Annotated in this window: 20 protein-coding genes; 15 read left to right on the top strand and 5 right to left on the bottom strand. The window is 45.3% G+C overall.

Features of this window, described 5'->3' with window-relative positions; all coding sequences use genetic code 11:
• Nucleotides 1-3 precede the first annotated feature (3 nt).
• Nucleotides 4-2,412 carry a response regulator gene (locus tag AC3CKG_RS19600; protein WP_488529852.1) on the top strand — a complete coding sequence of 803 codons (2,409 nt, stop codon included), beginning with the start codon at nucleotides 4-6 and terminating at the stop codon, nucleotides 2,410-2,412.
• Nucleotides 2,413-2,516: 104 nt separating this feature from the next.
• Here AC3CKG_RS19600 and AC3CKG_RS19595 read toward each other — a convergent pair whose 3' ends face one another.
• Complete coding sequence (locus AC3CKG_RS19595; RefSeq protein ID WP_065676069.1) at nucleotides 2,517-3,245, bottom strand: UTRA domain-containing protein; 729 nt, start codon at nucleotides 3,243-3,245, stop codon at nucleotides 2,517-2,519.
• 211 nt (nucleotides 3,246-3,456) lie between these two features.
• Here AC3CKG_RS19595 and AC3CKG_RS19590 point away from each other — a divergent pair, with 211 nt between their 5' ends.
• The 6 genes from AC3CKG_RS19590 to AC3CKG_RS19565 all read left to right on the top strand — a co-directional run bounded on the left by AC3CKG_RS19590 (nucleotide 3,457) and on the right by AC3CKG_RS19565 (nucleotide 8,844).
• A complete protein-coding gene (locus AC3CKG_RS19590; RefSeq protein ID WP_372146004.1) occupies nucleotides 3,457-4,539 on the top strand; it encodes an ABC transporter substrate-binding protein in 1,083 nt (360 codons plus the stop codon).
• A 62-nt stretch (nucleotides 4,540-4,601) separates the two neighbouring features.
• The gene (locus AC3CKG_RS19585; RefSeq protein WP_102328045.1) at nucleotides 4,602-5,489 is read left to right on the top strand and encodes an alkaline phosphatase family protein; all 888 of its coding nucleotides are present in this window, start codon (nucleotides 4,602-4,604) and stop codon (nucleotides 5,487-5,489) included.
• Nucleotides 5,486-6,379, top strand: a complete 894-nt coding sequence (locus AC3CKG_RS19580; protein ID WP_372201744.1) for an ABC transporter permease subunit — start codon at nucleotides 5,486-5,488, stop codon at nucleotides 6,377-6,379. Before AC3CKG_RS19585 ends, AC3CKG_RS19580 begins: the two co-directional genes overlap by 4 nt.
• The gene (locus AC3CKG_RS19575) at nucleotides 6,379-7,164 is read left to right on the top strand and encodes an ABC transporter permease (protein WP_488529851.1); all 786 of its coding nucleotides are present in this window, start codon (nucleotides 6,379-6,381) and stop codon (nucleotides 7,162-7,164) included. The genes AC3CKG_RS19580 and AC3CKG_RS19575 overlap by 1 nt, the downstream gene beginning before the upstream one ends.
• Nucleotides 7,164-8,183 (top strand): ABC transporter ATP-binding protein, encoded by a 1,020-nt coding sequence (locus tag AC3CKG_RS19570; protein WP_488529850.1) that lies wholly within the window; start codon nucleotides 7,164-7,166, stop codon nucleotides 8,181-8,183. Before AC3CKG_RS19575 ends, AC3CKG_RS19570 begins: the two co-directional genes overlap by 1 nt.
• 1 nt (nucleotide 8,184) lies before the next feature.
• Nucleotides 8,185-8,844, top strand: coding sequence for an HAD family hydrolase (locus AC3CKG_RS19565; RefSeq protein WP_102442387.1), 660 nt, complete (start codon nucleotides 8,185-8,187; stop codon nucleotides 8,842-8,844).
• Nucleotides 8,845-8,938: 94 nt separating this feature from the next.
• Here the strand turns inward: AC3CKG_RS19565 and AC3CKG_RS19560 are convergent, their stop codons facing one another.
• A complete protein-coding gene (locus tag AC3CKG_RS19560) occupies nucleotides 8,939-9,121 on the bottom strand; it encodes a hypothetical protein (protein WP_488529849.1) in 183 nt (60 codons plus the stop codon).
• 125 nt (nucleotides 9,122-9,246) lie between these two features.
• Here AC3CKG_RS19560 and hppD point away from each other — a divergent pair, with 125 nt between their 5' ends.
• From hppD to maiA, 4 genes are read left to right on the top strand one after another with little or no spacing between them, the layout of a single operon-like run.
• Complete coding sequence (hppD, locus tag AC3CKG_RS19555) at nucleotides 9,247-10,320, top strand: 4-hydroxyphenylpyruvate dioxygenase (RefSeq protein WP_017100488.1); 1,074 nt, start codon at nucleotides 9,247-9,249, stop codon at nucleotides 10,318-10,320.
• The gene (locus AC3CKG_RS19550; protein WP_017075602.1) at nucleotides 10,313-11,443 is read left to right on the top strand and encodes a homogentisate 1,2-dioxygenase; all 1,131 of its coding nucleotides are present in this window, start codon (nucleotides 10,313-10,315) and stop codon (nucleotides 11,441-11,443) included. Before hppD ends, AC3CKG_RS19550 begins: the two co-directional genes overlap by 8 nt.
• 12 nt (nucleotides 11,444-11,455) lie before the next feature.
• Nucleotides 11,456-12,493, top strand: a complete 1,038-nt coding sequence (locus AC3CKG_RS19545) for a fumarylacetoacetate hydrolase family protein (protein ID WP_488529848.1) — start codon at nucleotides 11,456-11,458, stop codon at nucleotides 12,491-12,493.
• Nucleotides 12,494-12,514: 21 nt separating this feature from the next.
• Complete coding sequence (maiA, locus tag AC3CKG_RS19540; protein ID WP_488529847.1) at nucleotides 12,515-13,219, top strand: maleylacetoacetate isomerase; 705 nt, start codon at nucleotides 12,515-12,517, stop codon at nucleotides 13,217-13,219.
• A 233-nt stretch (nucleotides 13,220-13,452) separates the two neighbouring features.
• Here the strand turns inward: maiA and AC3CKG_RS19535 are convergent, their stop codons facing one another.
• A complete protein-coding gene (locus AC3CKG_RS19535; RefSeq protein ID WP_012601290.1) occupies nucleotides 13,453-14,382 on the bottom strand; it encodes a carbamate kinase in 930 nt (309 codons plus the stop codon).
• A gap of 607 nt (nucleotides 14,383-14,989) precedes the next feature.
• Complete coding sequence (locus AC3CKG_RS19530; protein ID WP_488529846.1) at nucleotides 14,990-16,972, bottom strand: acetoacetate--CoA ligase; 1,983 nt, start codon at nucleotides 16,970-16,972, stop codon at nucleotides 14,990-14,992.
• 199 nt (nucleotides 16,973-17,171) lie between these two features.
• Between AC3CKG_RS19530 and phhA the strand changes: the two genes are divergently transcribed.
• Complete coding sequence (gene phhA, locus AC3CKG_RS19525; RefSeq protein WP_488529845.1) at nucleotides 17,172-17,966, top strand: phenylalanine 4-monooxygenase; 795 nt, start codon at nucleotides 17,172-17,174, stop codon at nucleotides 17,964-17,966.
• Nucleotides 17,956-18,294, top strand: a complete 339-nt coding sequence (locus tag AC3CKG_RS19520; protein ID WP_372138009.1) for a 4a-hydroxytetrahydrobiopterin dehydratase — start codon at nucleotides 17,956-17,958, stop codon at nucleotides 18,292-18,294. The genes phhA and AC3CKG_RS19520 overlap by 11 nt, the downstream gene beginning before the upstream one ends.
• Before the next feature lie 202 nt (nucleotides 18,295-18,496).
• Here AC3CKG_RS19520 and AC3CKG_RS19515 read toward each other — a convergent pair whose 3' ends face one another.
• Complete coding sequence (locus AC3CKG_RS19515; RefSeq protein ID WP_372138011.1) at nucleotides 18,497-20,011, bottom strand: hypothetical protein; 1,515 nt, start codon at nucleotides 20,009-20,011, stop codon at nucleotides 18,497-18,499.
• Nucleotides 20,012-20,379: 368 nt separating this feature from the next.
• Between AC3CKG_RS19515 and AC3CKG_RS19510 the strand changes: the two genes are divergently transcribed.
• Together AC3CKG_RS19510 and AC3CKG_RS19505 are read left to right on the top strand one after the other, a co-directional pair.
• Nucleotides 20,380-20,589, top strand: coding sequence for a DUF3283 family protein (locus tag AC3CKG_RS19510; RefSeq protein ID WP_004732615.1), 210 nt, complete (start codon nucleotides 20,380-20,382; stop codon nucleotides 20,587-20,589).
• A gap of 96 nt (nucleotides 20,590-20,685) precedes the next feature.
• Nucleotides 20,686-21,402 carry a YebC/PmpR family DNA-binding transcriptional regulator gene (locus AC3CKG_RS19505; protein WP_108099842.1) on the top strand — a complete coding sequence of 239 codons (717 nt, stop codon included), beginning with the start codon at nucleotides 20,686-20,688 and terminating at the stop codon, nucleotides 21,400-21,402.
• Nucleotides 21,403-21,538: the final 136 nt, after the last annotated feature.

Genomic DNA, 21,538 nt, shown 5'->3' with positions numbered 1-21,538 from the left:
TGTATGGTGAAAAAAGGAAAACGCTATATTGGACTCTCTCGACAGTTGATCGGGACAATAATCGCAATCAGCACTTTATTCACAGTCATAGTGACAGGTCTGGGATTATATGTGGAGTACCAAAATCGAGTTTCTTTTATCAGTTCTCAGATCGAACAGGTTAAAGCTGGCTACCTCTCCGGTTTAACGGCGAGCTTGTGGGTGGAAGACCGAACTCAACTGTTCGTGCAAGCTGAAGGCATCTCTCGTTTACCCTCTGTGAGTTATCTACTCATAGAAAGCCCCGATGAAAAAATTCTAGAACTGGGTCAAGCAACCTCTGGTCAGTCGTACTCCCAGTCTTGGGAAATGGTGCACCAAATGGGAGGGAAAGATTACCCCCTTGCCACATTAACGGTGCAAGCTGATTTAAGTATTATCCTCGATGATTTCGAAGAACGGGTTCTGTTGTTACTCGCCTTCGAAGCCGTGAAAATCTTCTTGCTCTCTCTGGTGTGTCTAACGATCGTTTATCGTCTAGTCGTCAAACGCTTGATGATCATGTCTTCTCAAATTAACCAGCAACAAGTAGAAGACAACAAGCCACGTTTTCTCACCCCAACCGAATGTACCTATCAAGATGAGATTTCGACGCTAGAGTCGAGCTATAACCAGTCTATTGAACGCATTCGCCAACAATACCAAGAATTGGAAAAAGCCAAAAACACCGCAGAGGTAGCCAACCGCAACAAGAGTGAATTCCTTGCCAATATGAGTCACGAGATCCGTACTCCAATGAACGGCATCATCGGGTTATCGTCTCTGCTTTCTGAAATGGACATGCCGAAAGAGCAAAAAGAGTATGTCGACATGCTCAATACCTCTTCGCTCACGCTGCTTGATCTGATTAATGACATTCTCGATTACTCGAAGATTGAAGCTGGTCGTTTAGAGCTTCAGCAAGAGCCGATGAAAATGATGGGTATTGCTGCTGATGTTGAGTCGACCTTCAGAGTGAAAGCCGAACAAAAAGGGCTCAGATTCCAACTGGCCATTGATCCTAAGATTCCAACCATGGTGATCGGCGATGGCACCCAGTTAAGACAGGTTCTGAATAATCTAGTCGGCAACGCAATCAAGTTCACTGAGCATGGCCATATCACGCTTTCACTTCGCTTAGAAGAAATCACAGAACCTGAGCAAAAGCTGAGAGTCAGATTCGAGGTGAAAGATAGCGGCATTGGTATTGCGGAAGACAAACAACAATCGGTGTTTGATAAGTTCCAACAAGCCGACGGCAGCACAACTCGTATCTATGGCGGTACTGGGCTTGGTTTAACGATATGCGACAAAATCGTTACCTTAATGGGCAGCAAGCTTGAGCTCACTAGTGTGCAAGGGCAGGGCAGTACATTCTATTTCACCGCTGACTTTGATCCGTGTTTGGAAGTGGAAGAGAGCCGTATCGACTTTAACAAGATCTCCGTGCTGTTGGTGGATGATAGCCAGCTCAACATGCGGATTACTTCGACGCAACTGCAGTCCTTTGGAGTGACATCGGAATGCTGTGAGACAGGTTCGAGAGCATTAGCGCTGGTGGCTGACTCCATTGCTCAATCGACGCCTTATGATTTAGTGCTGATAGATAAGGTGATGCCATCGATTGATGGTTTCCAGTTAGCCAGAAGTTTGCTTGAACGCTTTGAGAAAGGTTGTCCGAAGTTGGTGATGATCTCTGCTGACCCAAGAAAGCAGGATGAAGTTCGAGCCAAGCAAGTCGGCTTTGTCGCTTACATTGCTCGCCCATATCAAGATAACCAGCTTAAGTGGACCATCAGTGAGGTGCTAGCGAGAGCGGCAGATACTTCGACCTTCACCTACCCAAATCGAGGCGAGGTGGCGTTCAAAGACAATGAGCCTGTGCCAGAAACCAAACCGGCAGCTGTTGCTAAACCAGCAGAGCCTGAGAAAACAGCTTTAAAAGAAGAACCAAAACCTGCGGCGGTCACCGCCTCTTTTAGCGGCAAAGTGTTGGTCGTTGAAGATTCAAGAGTGAATCAACAAGTCGCTAAGATGATGCTTAAGAAGCTTGGTCTTGAAGTGGATATCGCGGACAACGGGGAAATTGGTGTCGAGAAGTTTAAAGCCAATGACTATGTGATGATCTTTATGGATTGCCAGATGCCCGTTCTTGATGGCTTCGAAGCGACGAAACAGATCAGAGCGATCGAAGAGGGCTCTTCAAAGCATATTCCAATTGTCGCGCTGACGGCTAACGTTGTGCAGAGAGACAAGCATTTGTGTTTTGATGTGGGTATGGATGAGTTTTTACCAAAGCCGGTTAATCAAGGGAAACTGAGAGAGATCGTTGCCAGTTTTTTATCTAAGGAAACCGATTCGGCCAAAGAAGAAGATGAGCAAAAGATTGTTTAGTTAGTTCCTCATCAAACGGAACCGTTGAAAATAAAAACTCCGACCTAATCAGTCGGAGTTTTTGTATGTGCTGGTTTCCTATTTTCTAATCTATTTCTTACGTGCTACCCAATACTATCAATATGGATCACCACAGAATCAGGTCGCCAGTACTCCAGTTCGCAGTCCATTAGCTCACCGTCTTGTTTGTAGTTCACTCGGCAGATCTTAAGAACTGGCTGGCCCTCTGCCAAATTCAGAGCCTTGGCAACATGCGCAGGGGCTGAAGTAGGAACCACGTCAAAGCGCGAGCGTTGGGTTTCGTAGCCGTATTTTTCTCGGTAGATACCCGTCAACGACATGGTGAGGTTTTCTGATAATACCTTCTCAAACAGCGGTGCTTTCAAGACGTTCTCAACGAAGAGTACCGCTCTGCCATCAATAAAGCGTAATCGCTCAATGACGTGTATCGGCGTTATCTGTTCTATCTCTAACGCTTTGGCGTAATCGCCCGCTGCCATTTCTGTTCGGGTGCTCAGCAGCCTTGTTTCTGCAATACGATGTTGTTCGCGAATCATTTGATGAAAGTGAGAACGTGACAATGGGTTGTAGCGAATCCGTTCGGGTGACACATACCAGCCTCTGCGTTCTTCTCGGTATATCAAGCCTTCGGTTTCTAATGACACCAGCGCATCTTTGAGCGTGATTCGTGTGGTGGAAAACAGCTCGCTGAGATCTCTTTCGGATGGCAGTTTTTGCCCCTCGGTGAAGATGCCTGCTTGAAGCTGTTCTCTGATGCTTGCCTTAATTCTGCCTAGCTGTGTCCCTGATTGCCCTGTACCCAATGTTCTCATTGCTGATCTAGTCCATAAGTTCGTGTACTTAATAAGGTAAACCATGGAGTTAACAGGAATGTGACAGTAAACAAAGGCTTACTGTCATATGAGTGAAATATAACTGCCACGAAAATGCATCCTAACTGTCAAATAACTTGCGCGAAAGCGTCACACTCTGGCGATAGCATACAAAACGAACTTACTGACCTAGTCCAGAAGGATAGAGATAATGAAAACTTTGCTTAGCCGTTCAACTGTATCGCCAGCCAAACTGATTGGCGCAACGCTAATAACGGCAACACTTTCAATGCCAGCGATGGCGAAGGATGCTGATCTTAAGTCACTGATTGAAGCCGCTCAAAAAGAGGGTGCGGTATACAGTGTGGGTATGCCAGACAGTTGGGCAAACTGGAAAGGCACATGGACTGACCTGAAAGCAAACTACGGTTTGAAGCATCAGGATACGGACATGAGCTCGGCACAAGAGATCTCAAAATTTGAAGCAGAGAAAAGAAACGCAACCGCAGATATCGGTGATGTTGGTTTCGCCTTTGCACGTGTCGCTGTGAAAAAAGACGTAACACAGCCATACAAGCCAACCACTTGGAATGACATTCCAGACTGGGCAAAGGATAAAGATGGTCACTGGGCTCTGGCTTACACCGGTACTATCTCGTTCATCTCAAACAACAACCTTGTTGAAGATGCACCCAAATCTTGGAGCGACCTACTAGAAGGCGACTACAAAGTAACAGTCGGTGACGTAGGTGTAGCCGCGCAAGCAAACAACGCGATTTTAGCGGCAGCATTTGCTAATGGCGGTGACGAGTCGAACCTGAAACCAGCGATTAAATTCTTTGGTGAACTAGCGAAGCAAGGTCGTCTATCTTACACAGATCCAAGCATTGCGAACCTTGAAAAAGGCGAAGTGGAAGTAGCGATCATGTGGGATTTCAACGCACTGAACTACCGCGACAAGATCGACCGTGAGCGCTTTACTGTAAGCATTCCACAAGATGGCTCAGTGATCTCTGGTTACACCACCATCATCAACAAATACGCACAAAACCCGAATGCGGCGAAGTTGGCTCGTGAATACATCTTCAGCGACCAAGGCCAAATCAACCTAGCAGAAGGTTACGCGCGTCCAATCCGTAGCAACGTTACGCTGCCTAAATCAGTACAAGACAAGCTGATCTCAAACGAGCAATACAGCAACGTTCACCCAGTAACTGACTTCTCAGCATGGGAAAAATCAGCACGCCGCCTGCCGCGTCAATGGCAAGAAAGCGTATTGATTCACCAGCAATAACCCCCGCTTAACACGCTACCTGTAGTAGGTGGCTTATAGAAACAAGCAATAGAGAATAGACCATGAGCAATAAGGTTATCCTTGTTGTTCTAGATGGACTGAATTATCAGGTAGCCCGTGATTGCATGGGCTACCTGAACGGTCTTCTAGAACTTAGTGACTCGAAAAACAGTAACCACAGCGTTCCTCTGAGCCAACAGGGCACTTCGCAAATCATAAGCACGCAAAAAAACAAGCTGCGTGCCACGCTTTACCCTGTGCAATGTGAATTGCCGTCCATGTCACGCCCACTGTATGAGTGCATTTTAACGGGAGTTCGCCCTGTCGAGAGTGGCATCGTTAACAATCAAATCGTGCGTTTGTCGAATCACGAGTCGATCTTTAGCTTGGCTAAATCGCAAGGTAAAGTGACGGCTGCAGCGGCATATCATTGGGTGAGCGAGTTGTATAACCGAGCGCCATTTGATGCTGTGCGTGACCGCTTTACCAACGATGAGACCATGAACATTCAACATGGCTGTTTCTATCACTGGGATCACTACCCAGATGAAGCCTTGTTCTTGGATGCCGAGCACCTGCGCGTGACTTATCAGCCTGATTTTTTGCTGATTCATCCAATGAACATTGACGATATTGGACACAAGCATGGGTTGGATTCTCGCCAGTACCGTAATAGTGCACGTGGCGCGGATATCTACCTGTCGAACTACCTTGAGAAATGGGTAGATGATGGTTACCAGGTGATCATCACCAGTGACCACGGCATGAACAATGACTTGTCTCACGGTGGCATTCTGCCTGAAGAGCGTGAAGTGCCATTCTTTGTGATTGGTGACAAGTTCACACACCAAGAATGTTCAGTGAAACAGACCGATATCTGCGGCAGCGTGTGTCAGTTGCTAAACCTTGAACACGATAAATCTTACACTCAGGAATTGTTGGCCCTATGAGCAGTTCTGTAATCACGCAGAGCGATGGCTCTGCGCTTCAACCCAAAACCAAATCTTTGTTTCAACGCTTCAAGCCCGCTTTGTGGCTTGCGCCTTTCGCCCTGTTTTTCTATCTGTTCCAACTGGCACCTATGGTTTGGGTGCTGATCAACAGCTTCTTCTATGACGATGAGCTCTCTCTCGAAAACTACTCTGAAGTATTCGATTCTGCCTTCATGATGCAGGCTTTTGGCAACAGTTTATGGTTGTCGATTTGGTCGAGTATTGTTGGTTTAGCGATCGCGACTCTGTTGGTCTCTTCATTGCGCCGCGTTGATTCTAAAATCCGCGATGCGGTGATTGCGTTTACCAACATGAGCAGCAACTTCTCTGGCGTACCTTTGTCGTTCGCCTTCATCATCATCCTTGGCACCAATGGTGCGATCACCTTATTGCTCAAGCAGTACGGGCTATTGGGAGATTTTGACCTGTACGGCAAGTGGGGCTTGCTGTCGATTTATATCTATTTCCAGATCCCATTAGCGGTGTTGTTGCTGTATCCAGCGTTCGATGCCTTGAGTGACGACTGGCAAGCAGCTTCGGCACTGCTTGGCGCGAAAACTTGGCAGTACTGGACCAAAATCGCGCTGCCTGTGCTATCTCCGGCTTTGTTTGGCACCTTCATTATCTTGATTGCCAATGCGATTGGTGCGTATGCGAGCGTGTATGCGTTGACCTCGGGCAACTACAACGTGATTACGATTCGAATCGCGAGCTTGGTATCGGGCGACTTGTTCTTAGAACCCAACCTAGCCGCTGCAATTTCCGTGATTCTGATGGCGATGCTGGCCTTCATCACCGTGATTAACCAATGGCTGATCAGCAAAAGCTACGCAGGGAAGAGAAAGTAATGAACACCGTAAATACTCGCTTTCACAAAACGGTTGTCTATTCGGTCGTTGGCATCATGATGATCCCGATCTTAGCGACCTTTATCTACTCGATCTCCTCTCGATGGGGCGCAACGATCCTGCCGGATGGCTTCACGTTAGATTGGTACATCAACCTGCTGACGGATCCTCGCTTCTTACAAGCCTTTGGTCGTTCACTGTTTATCTGTGTGGCGGCGCTGTCACTGAGTGTGGTGTTGGTTCTGCCTGCGATTTTCGTGGTGTTTTACTATTTCCCGAAACTCGACAAGGTGATGAATATATTGATCTTATTACCATTCGCTGTGCCGCCTGTGGTGTCGTCGGTAGGTTTGCTTCAGCTGTATGCCGATAGCGAAATCTCACTGATAGGCACGCCATGGATTCTGATAGGTACTTACTTCACCATCGCGCTGCCATTCATGTATCGCGCGATTGCCAACAGCTTTGAAGCAATCAACTTGCGCGACTTGATGGACGCAGCACACCTACTCGGTGCAAGCACGACCAAGGCGTTTTTATTGATTATTCTGCCAAACCTTAAGAAAGGCTTAATGGCGTCGCTTTTCTTGTCGTTCTCGTTCCTATTGGGCGAGTTCGTGTTTGCCAATATCTTGGTCGGTACACGCTACGAGACACTGCAAATCTACTTATACAATATGCGTCAAACCAGTGGCCACTTCACGTCAGCCCTTGTTATGACGTACTTCCTGTTTATTTTCTTACTGACTTGGTTGGCAAGTCGTTTCAGCCAGGGAACAAAATAATGAGCTATGTAAATGCGAAAAATCTCACCAAGAGCTTTGGTGACAACACAGTGTTTGAAGAGATTGAATTTTCCATCGAGAAGGGCGAATTCATTACTCTGCTTGGCCCAAGTGGTTGCGGTAAATCGACTCTATTGCGCAGCTTGGCCGGCCTGAATCCGGTCGATGGTGGCGAGATCTGGGTGAATGGTGAAGAGATTACTCACCAGGTGCCGCAACAGCGTGGCATCGGCATGGTGTTTCAATCTTATGCGCTGTTCCCGAATATGACGGTTGAAGGAAACATTGCGTTTGGCCTCAAGATGAAAAAGCTTGCTGCTGACGAGATTAAGCGCGAAGTCGCGAAAGTGATTGGGCTGGTGGACTTAACGGGCAAAGAGAAGTTCTACCCACATCAACTATCAGGCGGTCAGCGTCAGCGTGTGGCTTTGGCAAGAGCCTTGGTGGTTAAGCCTCGTATATTATTACTCGATGAGCCGCTTTCAGCGCTGGATGCAAAGATCCGTAAACATTTGCGCCAACAGATCCGAGATATTCAAAAAGAGATGAACCTGACCACGATCTTCGTTACTCACGATCAAGAAGAAGCGATGATCATGTCTGACCGTATCTTCTTGATGAATAAAGGGGAGATCGTGCAAGCCGGCACACCCGAAGAGATCTACACTCAGCCAGCCAATGAGTTCGTGGCAGGGTTCATGGGGCATTACAATTTGGTGCAAGCGAACAAGGCCAAGCAGCTGTTCAACATTGAAACCGAATGGAAGGTGGCGATTCGACCTGAATCTATCTACGTTAAAGAGCAAGGTCGACAGTATGGCGAGCATATCTCTGCGCCAAAAACAGGCACCATTCGCAACCACCAGCTGCTGGGTAACGTGATTCGATACCAAGTGGACGTTGATGAGTGTGAATTAACCGTCGACCTACTTAACCGTTCCTCTGAACGACTGTTGGCAAACGGCAGCGAACTTGAACTCCTGTTTAACCTTAACGAAATTCAACCTGTGAGAGCCTAAGATGTTCAAACCTTTGTATGTATTTGATATGGATGAAACGCTGATCAATGCCGATGCAGCAATGCTTTGGAATGAGTTCTTGGTTGAAAAGGGCATTGCCACTGCGCCCAACTTTATTGAAGAAGATAAGCGCTTAATGGGCCTGTATTCGGAAGGAAAACTGAACATGGAAGATTACCTCACGTTTTCCATGCAGCCTTTGGCCGATATGCCAACAGAGCAAGTCACCGCATTGGTGGAAGAGTGTGTTGAACAGCATATTTTACCTAGACAGTTTAAGCAGTCGAAACCTTTGATTGAGCAGCTTGAGAATGATGATATCGACATGTTGATCATCTCTGCCAGCGTGACTTTCTTAGTGGAAGCGGTCGGTCGTAAGGTTGGTATTGAGAATGCACTCGGTATCGACTTGATTGAAAACCAAGGCCGTTTTACTTCTCAAATATCAGGTGTGCCAAGCTACCGTGAAGGCAAAGTCACCCGTTTAAAAGAGTGGTTAGACAATCAAGAAACTAACTACTCAGACATTCACTTTTATACGGATTCAATCAACGACTTACCTTTGTGTGAACACGCTGATTTTGCCTATTTGGTAAACCCATGCCCGCGTTTGAAAGCACTGGCTGATCAACCGAATTGGTCGATCCTCGACTGGGATTAAACAGAATCTTATCTTCGAATTAGGTTCGCTCTAGAACTCATCAAGCCGCTGACTACAGCGGCTTTTTTGCATCATCAGTCTAATGTTCGATTTATTACCTTAGCTGACAAAAGGATGCATGTAACAATTCAATAACATCTCTTGCTCTGCTGTAAATCAAACCACCATCTTTCAATCCCTTGATAGCACTCACTTTCTTGTCTTGATGGTTTGTGTGTAACAAATATTTTACAAATTGACAGGGTTTCATCGAAATTGCCCATTTTCCTCCACCCATTCCATTATCTCGGCTTGTGGGCCAAATTTAATTAAGGACAAAAAACACGCACACTTCTTCAAGCAATAAGAAGTCACGTAATAAAAACCAGTAATACAAAACCAATAGGTACAAGGAGAAAGTTCATGGTGGATACATACAACCCGCTTGGCACGGATGGATTCGAGTTTGTTGAATACACGGCCGTTGACCACAAGGGAATTGAGCAACTTAAAGCGCTGTTTGTGTCACTTGGTTTTGCTGAGATCGCCAAGCACCGCTCAAAAGAGGCTTGGCTGTATCGACAAGGTGACATCAACTTTATCGTCAATGAACAGCCTCACAGCCAAGCGGAAGCGTTCGCTAAAGTGCATGGGCCATCGGTGTGCGGTATGGCTTTTCGTGTCAATGAAGCAACCGCTGCAATGGAGCAAGCGTTTAAGGGCGGCGGTGAAGAGTACAAAACGGAAATAGGGCCGATGGAACTGAGCATTCCTGCCATTTACGGCATCGGTGAAAGCCTGCTCTATTTTGTGGATCGTTATGGCAAGCAGAGCATCTACGACGTCGACTTCCGGTTCTATGACGATGCGGAACAGCGCATGGCCGAAGCCAATGTTGGCTTGTATGAAATCGACCACCTCACGCACAACGTGAAACAAGGCAATATGGATGTGTGGTCTGGGTTTTATGAGCGTCTTGGTAACTTCCGTGAGATCCGCTACTTCGACATTGAAGGCAAGCTAACAGGCCTTGTTAGCCGCGCCATGACCTCCCCATGCGGCAAAATCCGCATTCCTATCAATGAGTCTTCCGACGACAAATCACAAATTGAAGAGTTCATTCGTGAATACAACGGCGAAGGTATCCAACACATCGCGCTTGCTACGGATGACATCTACAAAACGGTGAAAACTCTGCGTGATCGCGGCATGGACTTTATGCCAACCCCAGATACCTACTATGAGAAAGTTGACGATCGTGTGAAAGGCCACGGGGAAGACACTGATTTGCTGCGCGACCTACGCGTTCTGATTGATGGCGCGCCGACCAAAGACGGCATCTTGCTGCAAATTTTCACACAGACGGTAATTGGGCCTGTGTTCTTTGAAATCATTCAGCGTAAAGGCAACGAAGGCTTTGGCGAAGGTAACTTCAAAGCGCTGTTTGAATCGATTGAAGAGGACCAGATTCGTCGAGGAGTATTAGACGATGCATAAATGGATCTCGTTTCCTCATCGGGAGGGTGTGTGCTCTAAACAAGCGCATGCCGACTTCCCCGAAGAGGCAATTTATGAGCGAGAGGCGGGCCGAAGTGGATTCTTCGGCCCTGCCGCTCATTTTCACCACCAACATGCCCCAACAGGTTGGTCGGAGTGGGAGGGCGATTTACGTCCTCGCGCTTTTGATTTTACGCTGGTGGAGAAAGCTAGCCAGATAACCCCTTGGGCGGTGCCTCATCTTTTGCACAACGCGGACTGCAAAATTCGTGTGTGGCGAATGGATGAGAAGATGGATTTCTTGGTGCGTAATTCCGACGGTGATGAGCTGCTGTTCATTCACCAAGGCAGCGCCGATCTTTATTGTGACTATGGTCATCTAGCAGTGAGTGAAGGGGATTACGTGATGATCCCGCGCTCGACCAACTGGCGTTTAGAGCCAAGCGAGCCGATGTTTATCTTGATGATTGAGAACACAGACGCGGCTTACTCCTTGCCAGAGAAAGGCATGGTTGGCAATCACGCGGTGTTTGATCCTGCTGTGCTCGACATCCCTTCTATCAATGATCAATTCCGCGCTCAGTATTCAGAAAACCAGACTCAGGTTCAGGTGAAGCGCCACGACAAAGTCAGCGTGATCACCTATCCGTTCAATCCATTGGATGCGATTGGTTGGCATGGCGACTTAGCGGTGGTGAAAGTGAATTGGCGCGATATCAGACCGCTGATGTCACATCGCTACCACTTGCCACCTTCTGCGCACACTACGTTTGTTGGCGCAGGCTTTGTGGTGTGCACCTTTGTACCACGCCCGATTGAGAGCGACCCCGGTGCATTGAAAGTGCCGTTCTACCACAACAATGATGATTACGACGAAGTACTCTTCTATCACGCTGGTGACTTTTTCAGTCGCGACAATATTGAAGCGGGCATGGTGACTTTCCACCCAGCGGGCTTCACGCATGGGCCTCACCCAAAAGCTTTCAAGGCGGGGCAAGCGCACAAGAAGAAGTTCACCGATGAAGTCGCGGTGATGATCGATACTCGCCATGCACTGCAGTTCTCTGATGAACTCGATAGCGTTGAAAACAAAGAATATGTCTACAGTTGGCAAGAGAAGTAAGGGACAGCAAAGATGAAATTAGCAACCAAGAAAAATGGTACTCGTGATGGTTTATTGATGGTCGTGAGTAAAGATCTCAAACAGTGTGTGGCTGCCACTGAAATCTTCCATGCGATGCACCTTGCACCCACCATGCAGGTAGCACTGGATAACTGGGACAGCGTGGCTTCTCAGTTACAAGAGTTATACACCTCGTTAAACTACGGGCATGTGACTGGCAGTGAAGTCTTTGCATCTCAGTACTGTGAATCGCCTCTGCCACGCGCATATCAATGGGCTGATGGCAGTGCTTATGTAAACCACGTTGAGTTGGTGCGTAAGGCTCGTGGTGCTGAAATGCCAGAAAGCTTCTGGGTTGATCCATTAATGTACCAAGGCGGCTCTGATGCCTTTATCGGCCCTCGTGACAACATCGAATTTGCCAGCGATGAGTGGGGTATAGATTTCGAAGGAGAAGTCGCGATTGTGACCGGTGACGTCCCTATGGGCGCAAGTGCTAAACAGGCGCATGATTCGATTCGTTTACTGATGTTGGTGAATGATGTGTCGCTGCGTGGCTTGATTCCCGCTGAGCTTGCGAAGGGCTTTGGCTTCTTCCAGTCTAAACCGTCTTCGGCGTTTTCTCCGGTTGCCGTCACACCCGATGAACTTGGTGAACAGTGGAAAGGCAGTAAGGTACATTTACCATTAATATCGACCTACAACGACCAGCCTTTTGGTTGTCCGAATGCGGGCGTCGATATGACTTTCAACTTTGCTGAACTAGTAGTCCATGCTGCGAAAACTCGCCCACTATCGGCGGGTGCAATCATAGGTTCAGGTACGGTATCGAATAAGCAAGGCACTGACCACGGTACCTCAATTGCGGAAGGTGGTGTGGGCTACTCCTGTATTGCTGAAGTACGCATGATAGAGACGATTCGCGATGGTAAACCGTCGACTCAATTCATGTCGTTTGGTGACTCGATTAAGCTTGAGATGTTTGATGCGGCGGGCGATTCCATTTTTGGCGCGATAGACCAAAAAGTGAGCCAGTATCGAGTGCTATAATCCACGTAATAGGGTTTCAGTATGAGCGAGAGCATCGTGAACAAGAACATTTTACTTTACGGTTATTGGCGCTCTTCGGCTGCCTATCGAGTGCGTATTGGGTTGAACCTAAAGCAACTCAACTATGAGTCGAAGTCGGTGCATTTGGTGCGTAATGGCGGCGAGCAACATGATCCGCAATATCGTGAGCTCAATGCCAGTGAATTAGTGCCGGTGCTGGTGGATGGTGACGTTCAACTCAATCAGTCGCTGGCTATTCTTCAATATCTCGATGAACACTATTTGTGTGAGAGCAGCCCAGACACCTTGTTGATTCCAGAGCAAACACCACTGCGCTATCAAGCACTGGCGATGGCTCAGGACATTGCGATGGAAATTCATCCTCTTAATAACCTGCGCGTGTTGCAGTATTTGGAGCGAGAGTTGTCGTGCGAGCGAGAGGCAAAAATGGATTGGCTTCACTATTGGATGAGCCAAGGTTTCTGTGCTCTAGAAGAGAAGTTGGCAAAGCACAGAAAAGCACACGGTGATTCAGTTTATAGCCTCACCGATTCACCATGTATTGTTGATATCTGCTTGGTGCCACAGGTGTATAACGCGCTGCGCTTTGGCGTTGATATGTCGCCGTATCCGTTAATTAACTCGATTGTCGAAGTGTGTAATCAGTTAGCCGCCTTTATTGATGCAATGCCAGAGAACCAAGCGGATGCGAATGCACCGATGTAAACATATTTAATTATTTTTTATGAACCGGAAACGTTATTTGGATGAAGTCTCGTTACAATAACGCTTTGGTATATTTAAAGATATTATGTATTTATTATTTTCAGGTTTAATTTCTAATTTTATGAATATTTATCTCACTAGCATTAAACGGTCCTAATAAAATAAGCCTCATTATAATTAAATAAGAGGCTTGTAATAGATTTCATATTAGTAGTATTTATTACTCGATGATCTTAGTAATAAACAATACCTTCGCCTTTCGTTATCAGAGTGCCAGCTTCATTGGTGATTATTTTATCTAAATCAAATAATGAACCAATCGCCGCATTACCTAAGCCAGCTTCAACGAATTTACAAACGGCATCAATTTTTGGTCCCATAGAACCAGCAGGGAATGAAAATTCTGCTAAACCAGCAGGCGTTGCTTGCTTCATTTCTGCTTGGTCTTCTTTACCATAGTTACGGAAAATCGAACCATCGGTTAAGATAATAAATAAGTCGGCATGGATTTTTTCAGCCAGTAGTTCAGCCGTAAGATCTTTGTCAATGACGCACTCTACGCCAGTACTCTTACCTTGCTCAATACTCACGGGAACACCGCCGCCGCCACAAGCGATAACAAGGTTTTCTGTATCTAGAAGAGTTTCAATTTGCTGAATTTCAACAATGCTTTTTGGCATAGGAGAAGGCACAACGCGTCGGTAGTACTCGCCATCAGCTTTAAACTGCATTGTGCTTTGAGCCATTAATTCTTTAGCTCGTTGCTCTGTATATACAGGCCCAACAAATTTTGTCGGGTTAGCAAACGCAGGGTCTTTTTTGCATACTTCAGTTTGCGTGACTAGCGTCGCTACGTCTAATTCAGGGTCAATGTTTCTGAGCTCTTGTTGTAACATGTAGCCCACCATGCCACAGGTTTGAGAGCCGAGCACATCCATTGGGTATGGGGTAGTCTCTGGCGAATATTCGCTATAAGCCGCGTTTTGTTCCATCAACAAACCTACTTGCGGGCCATTACCATGAACGATAACAATCTCATGCTCGCGTGCGATTGCTGCAATACTCGCCGCTGATTTGATTATATTTTCACGTTGGTTCTCAGCCGTTAATGCTTGGCCTCTTGCTAAAAGAGCGTTACCGCCTAAAGCTAATACTATGCGCATGATAATGTCTCCGATCATTTAATAATGATTTTATTTATTTTACGTAGGGATTAACTGCTTGTTTATAATTAAATTCAAGCTTATTAATAGGAGTGACTAGTTTTTTAATTACTCTTAAGTAATTAACATGCCGAGATAGTATGGGAAAATAACGGTTCTAAATGTGATAGCTATCAAATTATCATTTCACTAGAAATAGAGCTGTGGAAACGGTAATTATTATAATTCGATTAAATATCCATAAGCTGGGATACAATCCAGTGGTGGACTCTTTTTTTGTATAAATGATTCGTCTTTAGTGAATATTATCTCAGCCCAAAAAATGAATAATTTAACATTTTTGTTTTAAATATGACGTTCAGATCTCATTAAGAACTTTAGAAACGGTATGGGGCAAAACTGAGGTGGTGGCTCACGAGCTTAAAGAGTGGTTTCGATTCGGTTTTTATCGGCTAATCAAGGGCTGCTTAAAGTGTTCAGTGTTTAATGCTTCTCCCGTTGCTTGCTTCACTCAGTCATCGGTTTTCAATCGGCTGCCTTTACTCTAGATGTTATCTGACAGCCAAGTGAAAATTGGAGATAGCTCTCCACGTTCTTGGTCTAAATACTAAGGCGAAACAACACGCTTTATCTCTTCCAAAACCTCGGCGTTAGCGATAGCCCCGAGGTTTTCGACACTCTTGCCATTAATCACCTGTTTCACCGCCAATTCCACCAACTTGCCAGAGCGCGTTTTTGGCACGTCGCTGATCGCAAATATCTGGCTTGGCACGTGCCTTGGCGAGCATGATGATTTGAGCTTACTTTTGATGGCTGCCAATAACTTATCATCTAGATCCACATCTTGCTGTAGTTGAACGAACAGCCATATCTGCTCATTACGGTCGATGTCTTTACCGACGGCGATGGAATCGATGATGCCCTCAATGGTGTTCACTTGCTGGTAGATCTCGGCAGTACCAATTCGCACACCACCGGGGTTGAGTGTGGTATCGCCTCGCCCGTAGAACAGGTAGCCGCCATGTTCGCTCTGTGCGACTTCATCACCGTGATGCCACACATTATCGAACTTGTCCCAGTAAGTGCTGTGGTAGCGCTCTCCGGTGTCATTCCAGAAGCCAACAGGGAAGTTGGGTAGGGAGTTTGTACACACCAGTTCGCCACGTTCATAATTAACCTTGTGACCAGACGAATTGAACACCCCGATGTCGACCCCGAGCCCGGCTTGTTGGCACTCACCGCGATACACTGGCGAAATAGGGTTGCCTAAAACAAAGCAGCCACAAATATCCGTGCCGCCAGAAATGGACGCTAAATGTAGGTCTTGCTTGATGTGTTTGTAGACGTAATCGAACTGCTCTGGGTAGAGCACTGAACCCGTCGAGCAAAGTGTTCTTAATTTAGGAAGGTTGTGGCTGTCGATAGGTGAGAGCTCTGCCTTCTCGATCGCTTCTAGATACTTGGCTGAGGTGCCAAATGTCGATACATCAGCTCGCTGCGCTAAATCCCATAGAACGTTAGGTTGCGGATAAACCGGGCTACCATCAAAGATCACTAAACAAGCCCCACTGGCGAGCGCAGAGACGTGCCAGTTCCACATCATCCAACCACAAGTGGTGTAGTAGAACACGCGATCTCTCGGTTTAATATCGCAATGAAGCTGATGCTCTTTTAGGTGATTGATAGTGGTGCCACCAACAGAATGCACAATACACTTTGGCTTGCCTGTTGTGCCGGAAGAGTAGAGCACAAACAGTGGTTCATTGAATCCGACACGCACAAACCGCACAGGTTGTGGCTGATAGTGATTAATGATGTTGTGCCAGCTTTGGAGCGACACGTCATTTTCAAAATTGTTCTTTTGTAAATACCCGATCTGACACACTTGTTTTAGTTCACTGAGATGCTCAATGATGGCGTTGTTCTTGTCCGTCATATCGAACGTTTTTCCATTGAAGGTGTAGCCATCGCAGGTGAACAGCACCTTGGGTTTCACTTGGCCAAATCGCTCAATCACGCTCTCGACGCCAAAGTCGGGAGAGGTCGATGTCCAAATCGCACCTAAGCTAGTAGTTGCCAACATCGCAATCACGGTTTGAGGAAGATAAGGCGTATAAGCAGCAATCACATCACCTTGTTGAACACCAATATCATTAAGCCATTGTTGAACGCTAGAGACTTCCTCAACCAAGGTTTGCCATGTGTAGCTTTGCTGCTCGCCACGCTCATTCTCAAACCAAATCGCAAGCTCGTTTGGCAACGTTTTTGCTGAATGCAGCAAGTTTTCGGCGTAGTTAACTTGAGCATTCGGAAACCAAACCGCATCACGATTCGATTTAGGCTGCTGCCAGTGGCTTTCACCTTGAATTTTTATGTCATTTTCTTGCGAACCAACCATTCCACAAAACTGCCATACGTTCTGCCAAAACGACTCTGGATGTTCCACAGACCATTGATGGAGATCCGCATAGTTTTGTAATTCCCGCCCGAGTACGCTCTGTTGATCAAGGCTATCAATGAATTGGGTTACGTTGGCGTGTGCGATACGCTGGTCGCAGGGCTGCCAAACTGGCTTATTGTTTTCGTGCATTCCTTTACCTTTAACAAAAAGTTAACGTTTTCAGTCTGGTATTTAGGTTTTACAAAGTCAAAAGATCAGCAAAATAAGGGTGTGACGGAATTGTGTAAATAAAATGTTACACGATCGCTTGTTTCGAAAAATCGCGCAAATTGGCGGATATAAGGAGTGGAGATAGGCTTAAAGGGAGACATTCGAAAGGAGGTGTGTAATGACTCAATATCATTCTAAGCCCGTGAGCCAAGAGGGATGGGTTGAGTGGAGCCTCGAAGAAGACGCCATTTGGCACGACTTAGTGAAAAGGCAACTGGACGTCATTCACGACCGCGCATGCGATGCCTATTTACACGGTTTGACCCTGCTGGATCTGCCATTAGACAGAGTTCCCCAGCTTCCAGAGATAAACAAAGTGCTAATGGAAACAACAGGTTGGCAGGTGCAGCCTGTGCCTGCATTGATCGATTTCGATCGTTTCTTTGATTTGCTCGCCAATAAGAAATTCCCAGTGGCGACATTTCTGAGAACGCGAGATGAGTTCGATTACCTACAAGAACCTGATTTCTTTCATGAAATTTTCGGCCATTGTGCCATGCTCACCAATGCCGATTTTGCGACATTCACTGAGCATTACGGAAAACTAGGCCAAGCAGCGACAGCCAAACAACGCGCGTATCTGGCCCGTTTGTATTGGTTTACGGTCGAGTTCGGTTTAGTAAAAGAAGGCGATAGGCTGAAAATCTATGGCGGCGGCATTCTTTCGTCTCCAGCGGAAACCATGTATGCGTTGGGAGGGGATTTGGCCGTTCGTGAGCGGTTCGATCTGCAAACGGTTTTGAGAACCCCTTATCGCATCGACATCATACAACCGAAATATTACGTGATTGATGAGCTGTCTGAGCTATTCAAAATCAGTCAGGAAAACCTAGTACAGCAAGCTGATCTCGCGATAGACGAGGGATTACTACCACCACTTTTTGAACCCAAGGAACCAACACATGTTGAATGAACAAAAATGCGAAGCCTGCAGTATCGACGCGATTGCCTTAAGTAAAGACGAGCAACAGTCTTTATTGTTGGAGTTGTCTGATTGGCAGATCATCGAAAGAGACGGCATCCCACAGCTTGAGAAGGTGTTTAAGTTTAAGAACTACAAACAAGCATGGGCATTCAGTAACAAAGTGTCAGAGTTGGCAGAAGAAGAATTCCATCACCCTTCGATTTTATTGGAGTGGGGTAAAGTCACCGTCACTTGGTGGAGCCACTCAATCAAAGGCCTACACAAGAATGACTTCATCTGCGCCTCACGTTGCGATGTGTTCGTGGTGAGTGAATAGTTTCTGATTGAACTGAGAAAGTCGATGCTAAAAAGCTGCCAATGTTCAGACTGAATGTTGGCAGCTATTTAGGTTCATTGACCAATTAAAGTACAGGATGAAGCTACATTACTGGTCAAAGTGACTAATGTGTTTGAAGTCGATATAAATACTCTTGAGCTAGAAATTTATAGGGCTCACACAACATTAAATCTACTTTGTCTCAACTATCTAATTGTCTTTTAGATTCATGATTTTCTTCGTTTGAATCCTTTAATTGAGCTTCTAAAATTGCTTTTGACTCTTTAATTTTTTCGTCAACTTTAGCCTGCTCTCTGGCACTTAAGTGTTTTAACAATTGACTAACCACAGGTACATTATCTAGCTTTTTAATAGAGTCTGCTAACTTAGAGCTTTTATCAATAGCGTCAATTATTGGATGATCTGAATTATTATAATCAGAAATGAGTTTGCCAGGGTTTTCACTATTCACCTGAAGTAGATTAAATAACAGTCTAGTTCTGAGCTCACCGCTTGTATCATCTTCTCCAATGCTAGAAATTTGAGTTGATAAACCTTCAAATGTTCTACTAGAAACTTCTTTGTGCGTATATTCCTCAATTAACCTTTTACTAAGTTTATAACTTTTATTAGAGGAGTACGCGACCCAAAGTATTGGAGCGTAAAGTGGTAACATCATTGAAAACAAACTGGGCGCTTCATCAAACACTTGCGAAAAATCTTCTTTGAAGAACATTACACGAATGAGTGTGAAAGCAACTGGTATTGATGAACAAATGATTAGTCCGACAATTGCCCATTTAAAAGATGATTCGTGTTTTATAAGCTGCTCTTGTTCAACCTTTATTTTGTCTGCATAAGCGGCCGATAGCCCAGCTGTCATAGCGGAAGGAAGTAGCGAAGATATTTTATCAAGAATAGCTTTCTTTTGTGATTCCGCTGTGGCAAAAAATTCTTGTTTTTGCTTATTAAAATCATCGTCGAAAGATTGTAGAGTTTTCTCTTGGTTCTCCTTAGATTTTACGACAGCAGCATTTAAATTTGATAGGTCTTCTTTGATTTTTTGATAGCTAGATTCAAGCGTCTTTTGCAACCCATCAACAGCTTTAACTTCACCACCTTCGTTTTCAAATGTATAACCGAATATCTCTTTATGGATTTCTGAAATTTCATTTCGTTCATCTGCCGCGTTACTTAACAGAGATTTCAATCTCTTTGAGAGCGTTTCCGATGTTTCCACTTGTTCTGTGATTGACGTTATTCTATCTGTTAGTAGTTCTTTCTCGTCTGCTAACTTTTCCAATTCAACTAAAGTGCTATCAATAGAGGCTTTCGTTTCTCTATATTCTTTTTCGTTGCTGGAGATACTTTCTAAAAAAATCGCAGCATCTTTTTCAAAGCCCTCTATTTTCTCGAAGCTGTCATGAATACTAATCTTGAAACCATCAAACTTTTCTTTATCTTCTTCGATAGCTTTTGCTATGTCGTGAATCGTCTGTAGATGCGCTTCTGATTGTTTTTTGATTGATGTGACTTTGTTTCTAGCGCCAACAACTTTTGAGTAATGTTCGGGAGCTGATTTTTCTAACTGACTTAACGACTCTTGGGTATCGGATAGTTTTTTCTCTAATGATTTAATTCCATCCCAAAGGTATTCTTTTTCTTCTGCTAGTTTCTTAGACAGTCTTTGTTCGGCAGATTCGTACATGAACGACATTTTTGTTACCCTAGTAGTCGTATAAAATTATACTCACTATATATATGGGTATTTATTCATTGTTCAATATTGATATTCAACTTTTTTAATATCTCAGTGGTACCATCACACAAATCTAAATTTTGGCACTATCCGCAATTCGTTTGTGAGATGCCAACTAGCAAACACAACAAGCTAACCTTTAAAGCCTTTGTTTTTCGATTACAGTCACTCTTCAGCCAAACACTCTTTCCCAAACTAGCTTGACCTGCATCAGCGACTTGCTGCTTTCTCGTCCTACAACCCCCACTATTGCTCATAGTATTGGTTTTATGAGGCTGCTCTATGATATATTTCTCGGCCAAGCGTATTACAGACGAAGGCTAATAATGTCTATCAACCTTTCACTCCTTCCACCCAGTGAGAAAAATAAAATCGAACTGGATAAGCAAGCATCGTTTCTTGTATGGAAACTGAAGCAAGCGAAATGTGGCCCTGAAGCCATTGTTGAAGAAGCAATGAAGCTAGGTGATCCAGAAGAAAAGGCTTGGTTTGATCAGTCTGTTGAAAAATACAAACGGGTAATGGGTGTCGCATAAACGCAGATAAACCTTACCCAGCAAAGCTGTTGAATTGAAATGACACAGTAATTTGCTAGAATTTGCACCGTTAATTGAATCAGAGAGAAGATCCCGATGGGAAGAAGTTTTGAAGTGCGCAAGGCCTCAATGGCGAAAACTGCAGGCGCAAAAATTAAAGTTTATTCTAAATACGGTAAAGAGATTTACGTACTGGCTAAGAACGGCAGCTCTGACCCAGACATGAACTTACCTCTTAAGCACCTGATTGCTAAAGCGAAGAAAGACCAAGTACCCGCTCACGTTATCGACAAAGCGATCGATAAAGCGAACGGCGGCGGCGGTGAAGACTTCCAACCAGCTCGTTACGAAGGTTTTGGCCCAGGTGGCACAAGCGTAATCGTTGACTGTCTAACTGACAACGGTAACCGTACTTTCCAAGACGTTCGCCAATGTTTCGTTAAAACTGGCGCGAAAATCGGTGTTGAAGGTACTGTTTCTCATATGTTCGCTCACCAAGCTGTATTCCAGTTTGCAGGCGAAGATGACGAGATCATCCTAGAAACGCTAATGATGGAAGACGTAGACGTGACTGACGTTGAGCTAGAAGACGGTGTTATCACTGTATTCGCTCCAACGACTGAGTTCTTCAAAACGAAGACAGCACTACACACTGCGTTCCCTGATCTAACGCTAGACGTTGAGGAAATCACTTTCGTTCCTCAAACAACTACGCCAGTAGCTGAAGAAGATTCTGAGAAGTTCCAGAAGTTCTTAGACATGCTTGACGACTGTGATGACGTTCAGCAGGTTTACCACAACGCAGAGCTGTAATATCAATCTATAATTGATAGCTTTGCTCTTGTGAGTAGAATATAGAATACAAAAAACCGAGCCTAGTGCTCGGTTTTTTTATGGGCGTAATTCAGGCGTTTATCCATAGAAATAGCTTTTTGAACTTAGTTCTTTG

It is taken from the genome of Vibrio sp. QJM3NY_15, from assembly GCF_057785995.1.
Note: the sequence above shows the minus strand (reverse complement) of the source record. Positions and strands in the feature narration are given on the sequence as shown.

What these genes read in the sequence shown, in the direction of transcription:
- AC3CKG_RS19600 (WP_488529852.1), top strand. Translation starts at nt 4, where the DNA reads ATGGTGAAAAAAGGAAAACGCTATATTGGACTCTCTCGACAGTTGATC.
- AC3CKG_RS19595 (WP_065676069.1), bottom strand. Translation starts at nt 3,245, where the DNA reads ATGAGAACATTGGGTACAGGGCAATCAGGGACACAGCTAGGCAGAATT.
- AC3CKG_RS19590 (WP_372146004.1), top strand. Translation starts at nt 3,457, where the DNA reads ATGAAAACTTTGCTTAGCCGTTCAACTGTATCGCCAGCCAAACTGATT.
- AC3CKG_RS19585 (WP_102328045.1), top strand. Translation starts at nt 4,602, where the DNA reads ATGAGCAATAAGGTTATCCTTGTTGTTCTAGATGGACTGAATTATCAG.
- AC3CKG_RS19580 (WP_372201744.1), top strand. Translation starts at nt 5,486, where the DNA reads ATGAGCAGTTCTGTAATCACGCAGAGCGATGGCTCTGCGCTTCAACCC.
- AC3CKG_RS19575 (WP_488529851.1), top strand. Translation starts at nt 6,379, where the DNA reads ATGAACACCGTAAATACTCGCTTTCACAAAACGGTTGTCTATTCGGTC.
- AC3CKG_RS19570 (WP_488529850.1), top strand. Translation starts at nt 7,164, where the DNA reads ATGAGCTATGTAAATGCGAAAAATCTCACCAAGAGCTTTGGTGACAAC.
- AC3CKG_RS19565 (WP_102442387.1), top strand. Translation starts at nt 8,185, where the DNA reads ATGTTCAAACCTTTGTATGTATTTGATATGGATGAAACGCTGATCAAT.
- AC3CKG_RS19560 (WP_488529849.1), bottom strand. Translation starts at nt 9,121, where the DNA reads ATGGGTGGAGGAAAATGGGCAATTTCGATGAAACCCTGTCAATTTGTA.
- hppD (WP_017100488.1), top strand. Translation starts at nt 9,247, where the DNA reads ATGGTGGATACATACAACCCGCTTGGCACGGATGGATTCGAGTTTGTT.
- AC3CKG_RS19550 (WP_017075602.1), top strand. Translation starts at nt 10,313, where the DNA reads ATGCATAAATGGATCTCGTTTCCTCATCGGGAGGGTGTGTGCTCTAAA.
- AC3CKG_RS19545 (WP_488529848.1), top strand. Translation starts at nt 11,456, where the DNA reads ATGAAATTAGCAACCAAGAAAAATGGTACTCGTGATGGTTTATTGATG.
- maiA (WP_488529847.1), top strand. Translation starts at nt 12,515, where the DNA reads ATGAGCGAGAGCATCGTGAACAAGAACATTTTACTTTACGGTTATTGG.
- AC3CKG_RS19535 (WP_012601290.1), bottom strand. Translation starts at nt 14,382, where the DNA reads ATGCGCATAGTATTAGCTTTAGGCGGTAACGCTCTTTTAGCAAGAGGC.
- AC3CKG_RS19530 (WP_488529846.1), bottom strand. Translation starts at nt 16,972, where the DNA reads ATGCACGAAAACAATAAGCCAGTTTGGCAGCCCTGCGACCAGCGTATC.
- phhA (WP_488529845.1), top strand. Translation starts at nt 17,172, where the DNA reads ATGACTCAATATCATTCTAAGCCCGTGAGCCAAGAGGGATGGGTTGAG.
- AC3CKG_RS19520 (WP_372138009.1), top strand. Translation starts at nt 17,956, where the DNA reads ATGTTGAATGAACAAAAATGCGAAGCCTGCAGTATCGACGCGATTGCC.
- AC3CKG_RS19515 (WP_372138011.1), bottom strand. Translation starts at nt 20,011, where the DNA reads ATGTCGTTCATGTACGAATCTGCCGAACAAAGACTGTCTAAGAAACTA.
- AC3CKG_RS19510 (WP_004732615.1), top strand. Translation starts at nt 20,380, where the DNA reads ATGTCTATCAACCTTTCACTCCTTCCACCCAGTGAGAAAAATAAAATC.
- AC3CKG_RS19505 (WP_108099842.1), top strand. Translation starts at nt 20,686, where the DNA reads ATGGGAAGAAGTTTTGAAGTGCGCAAGGCCTCAATGGCGAAAACTGCA.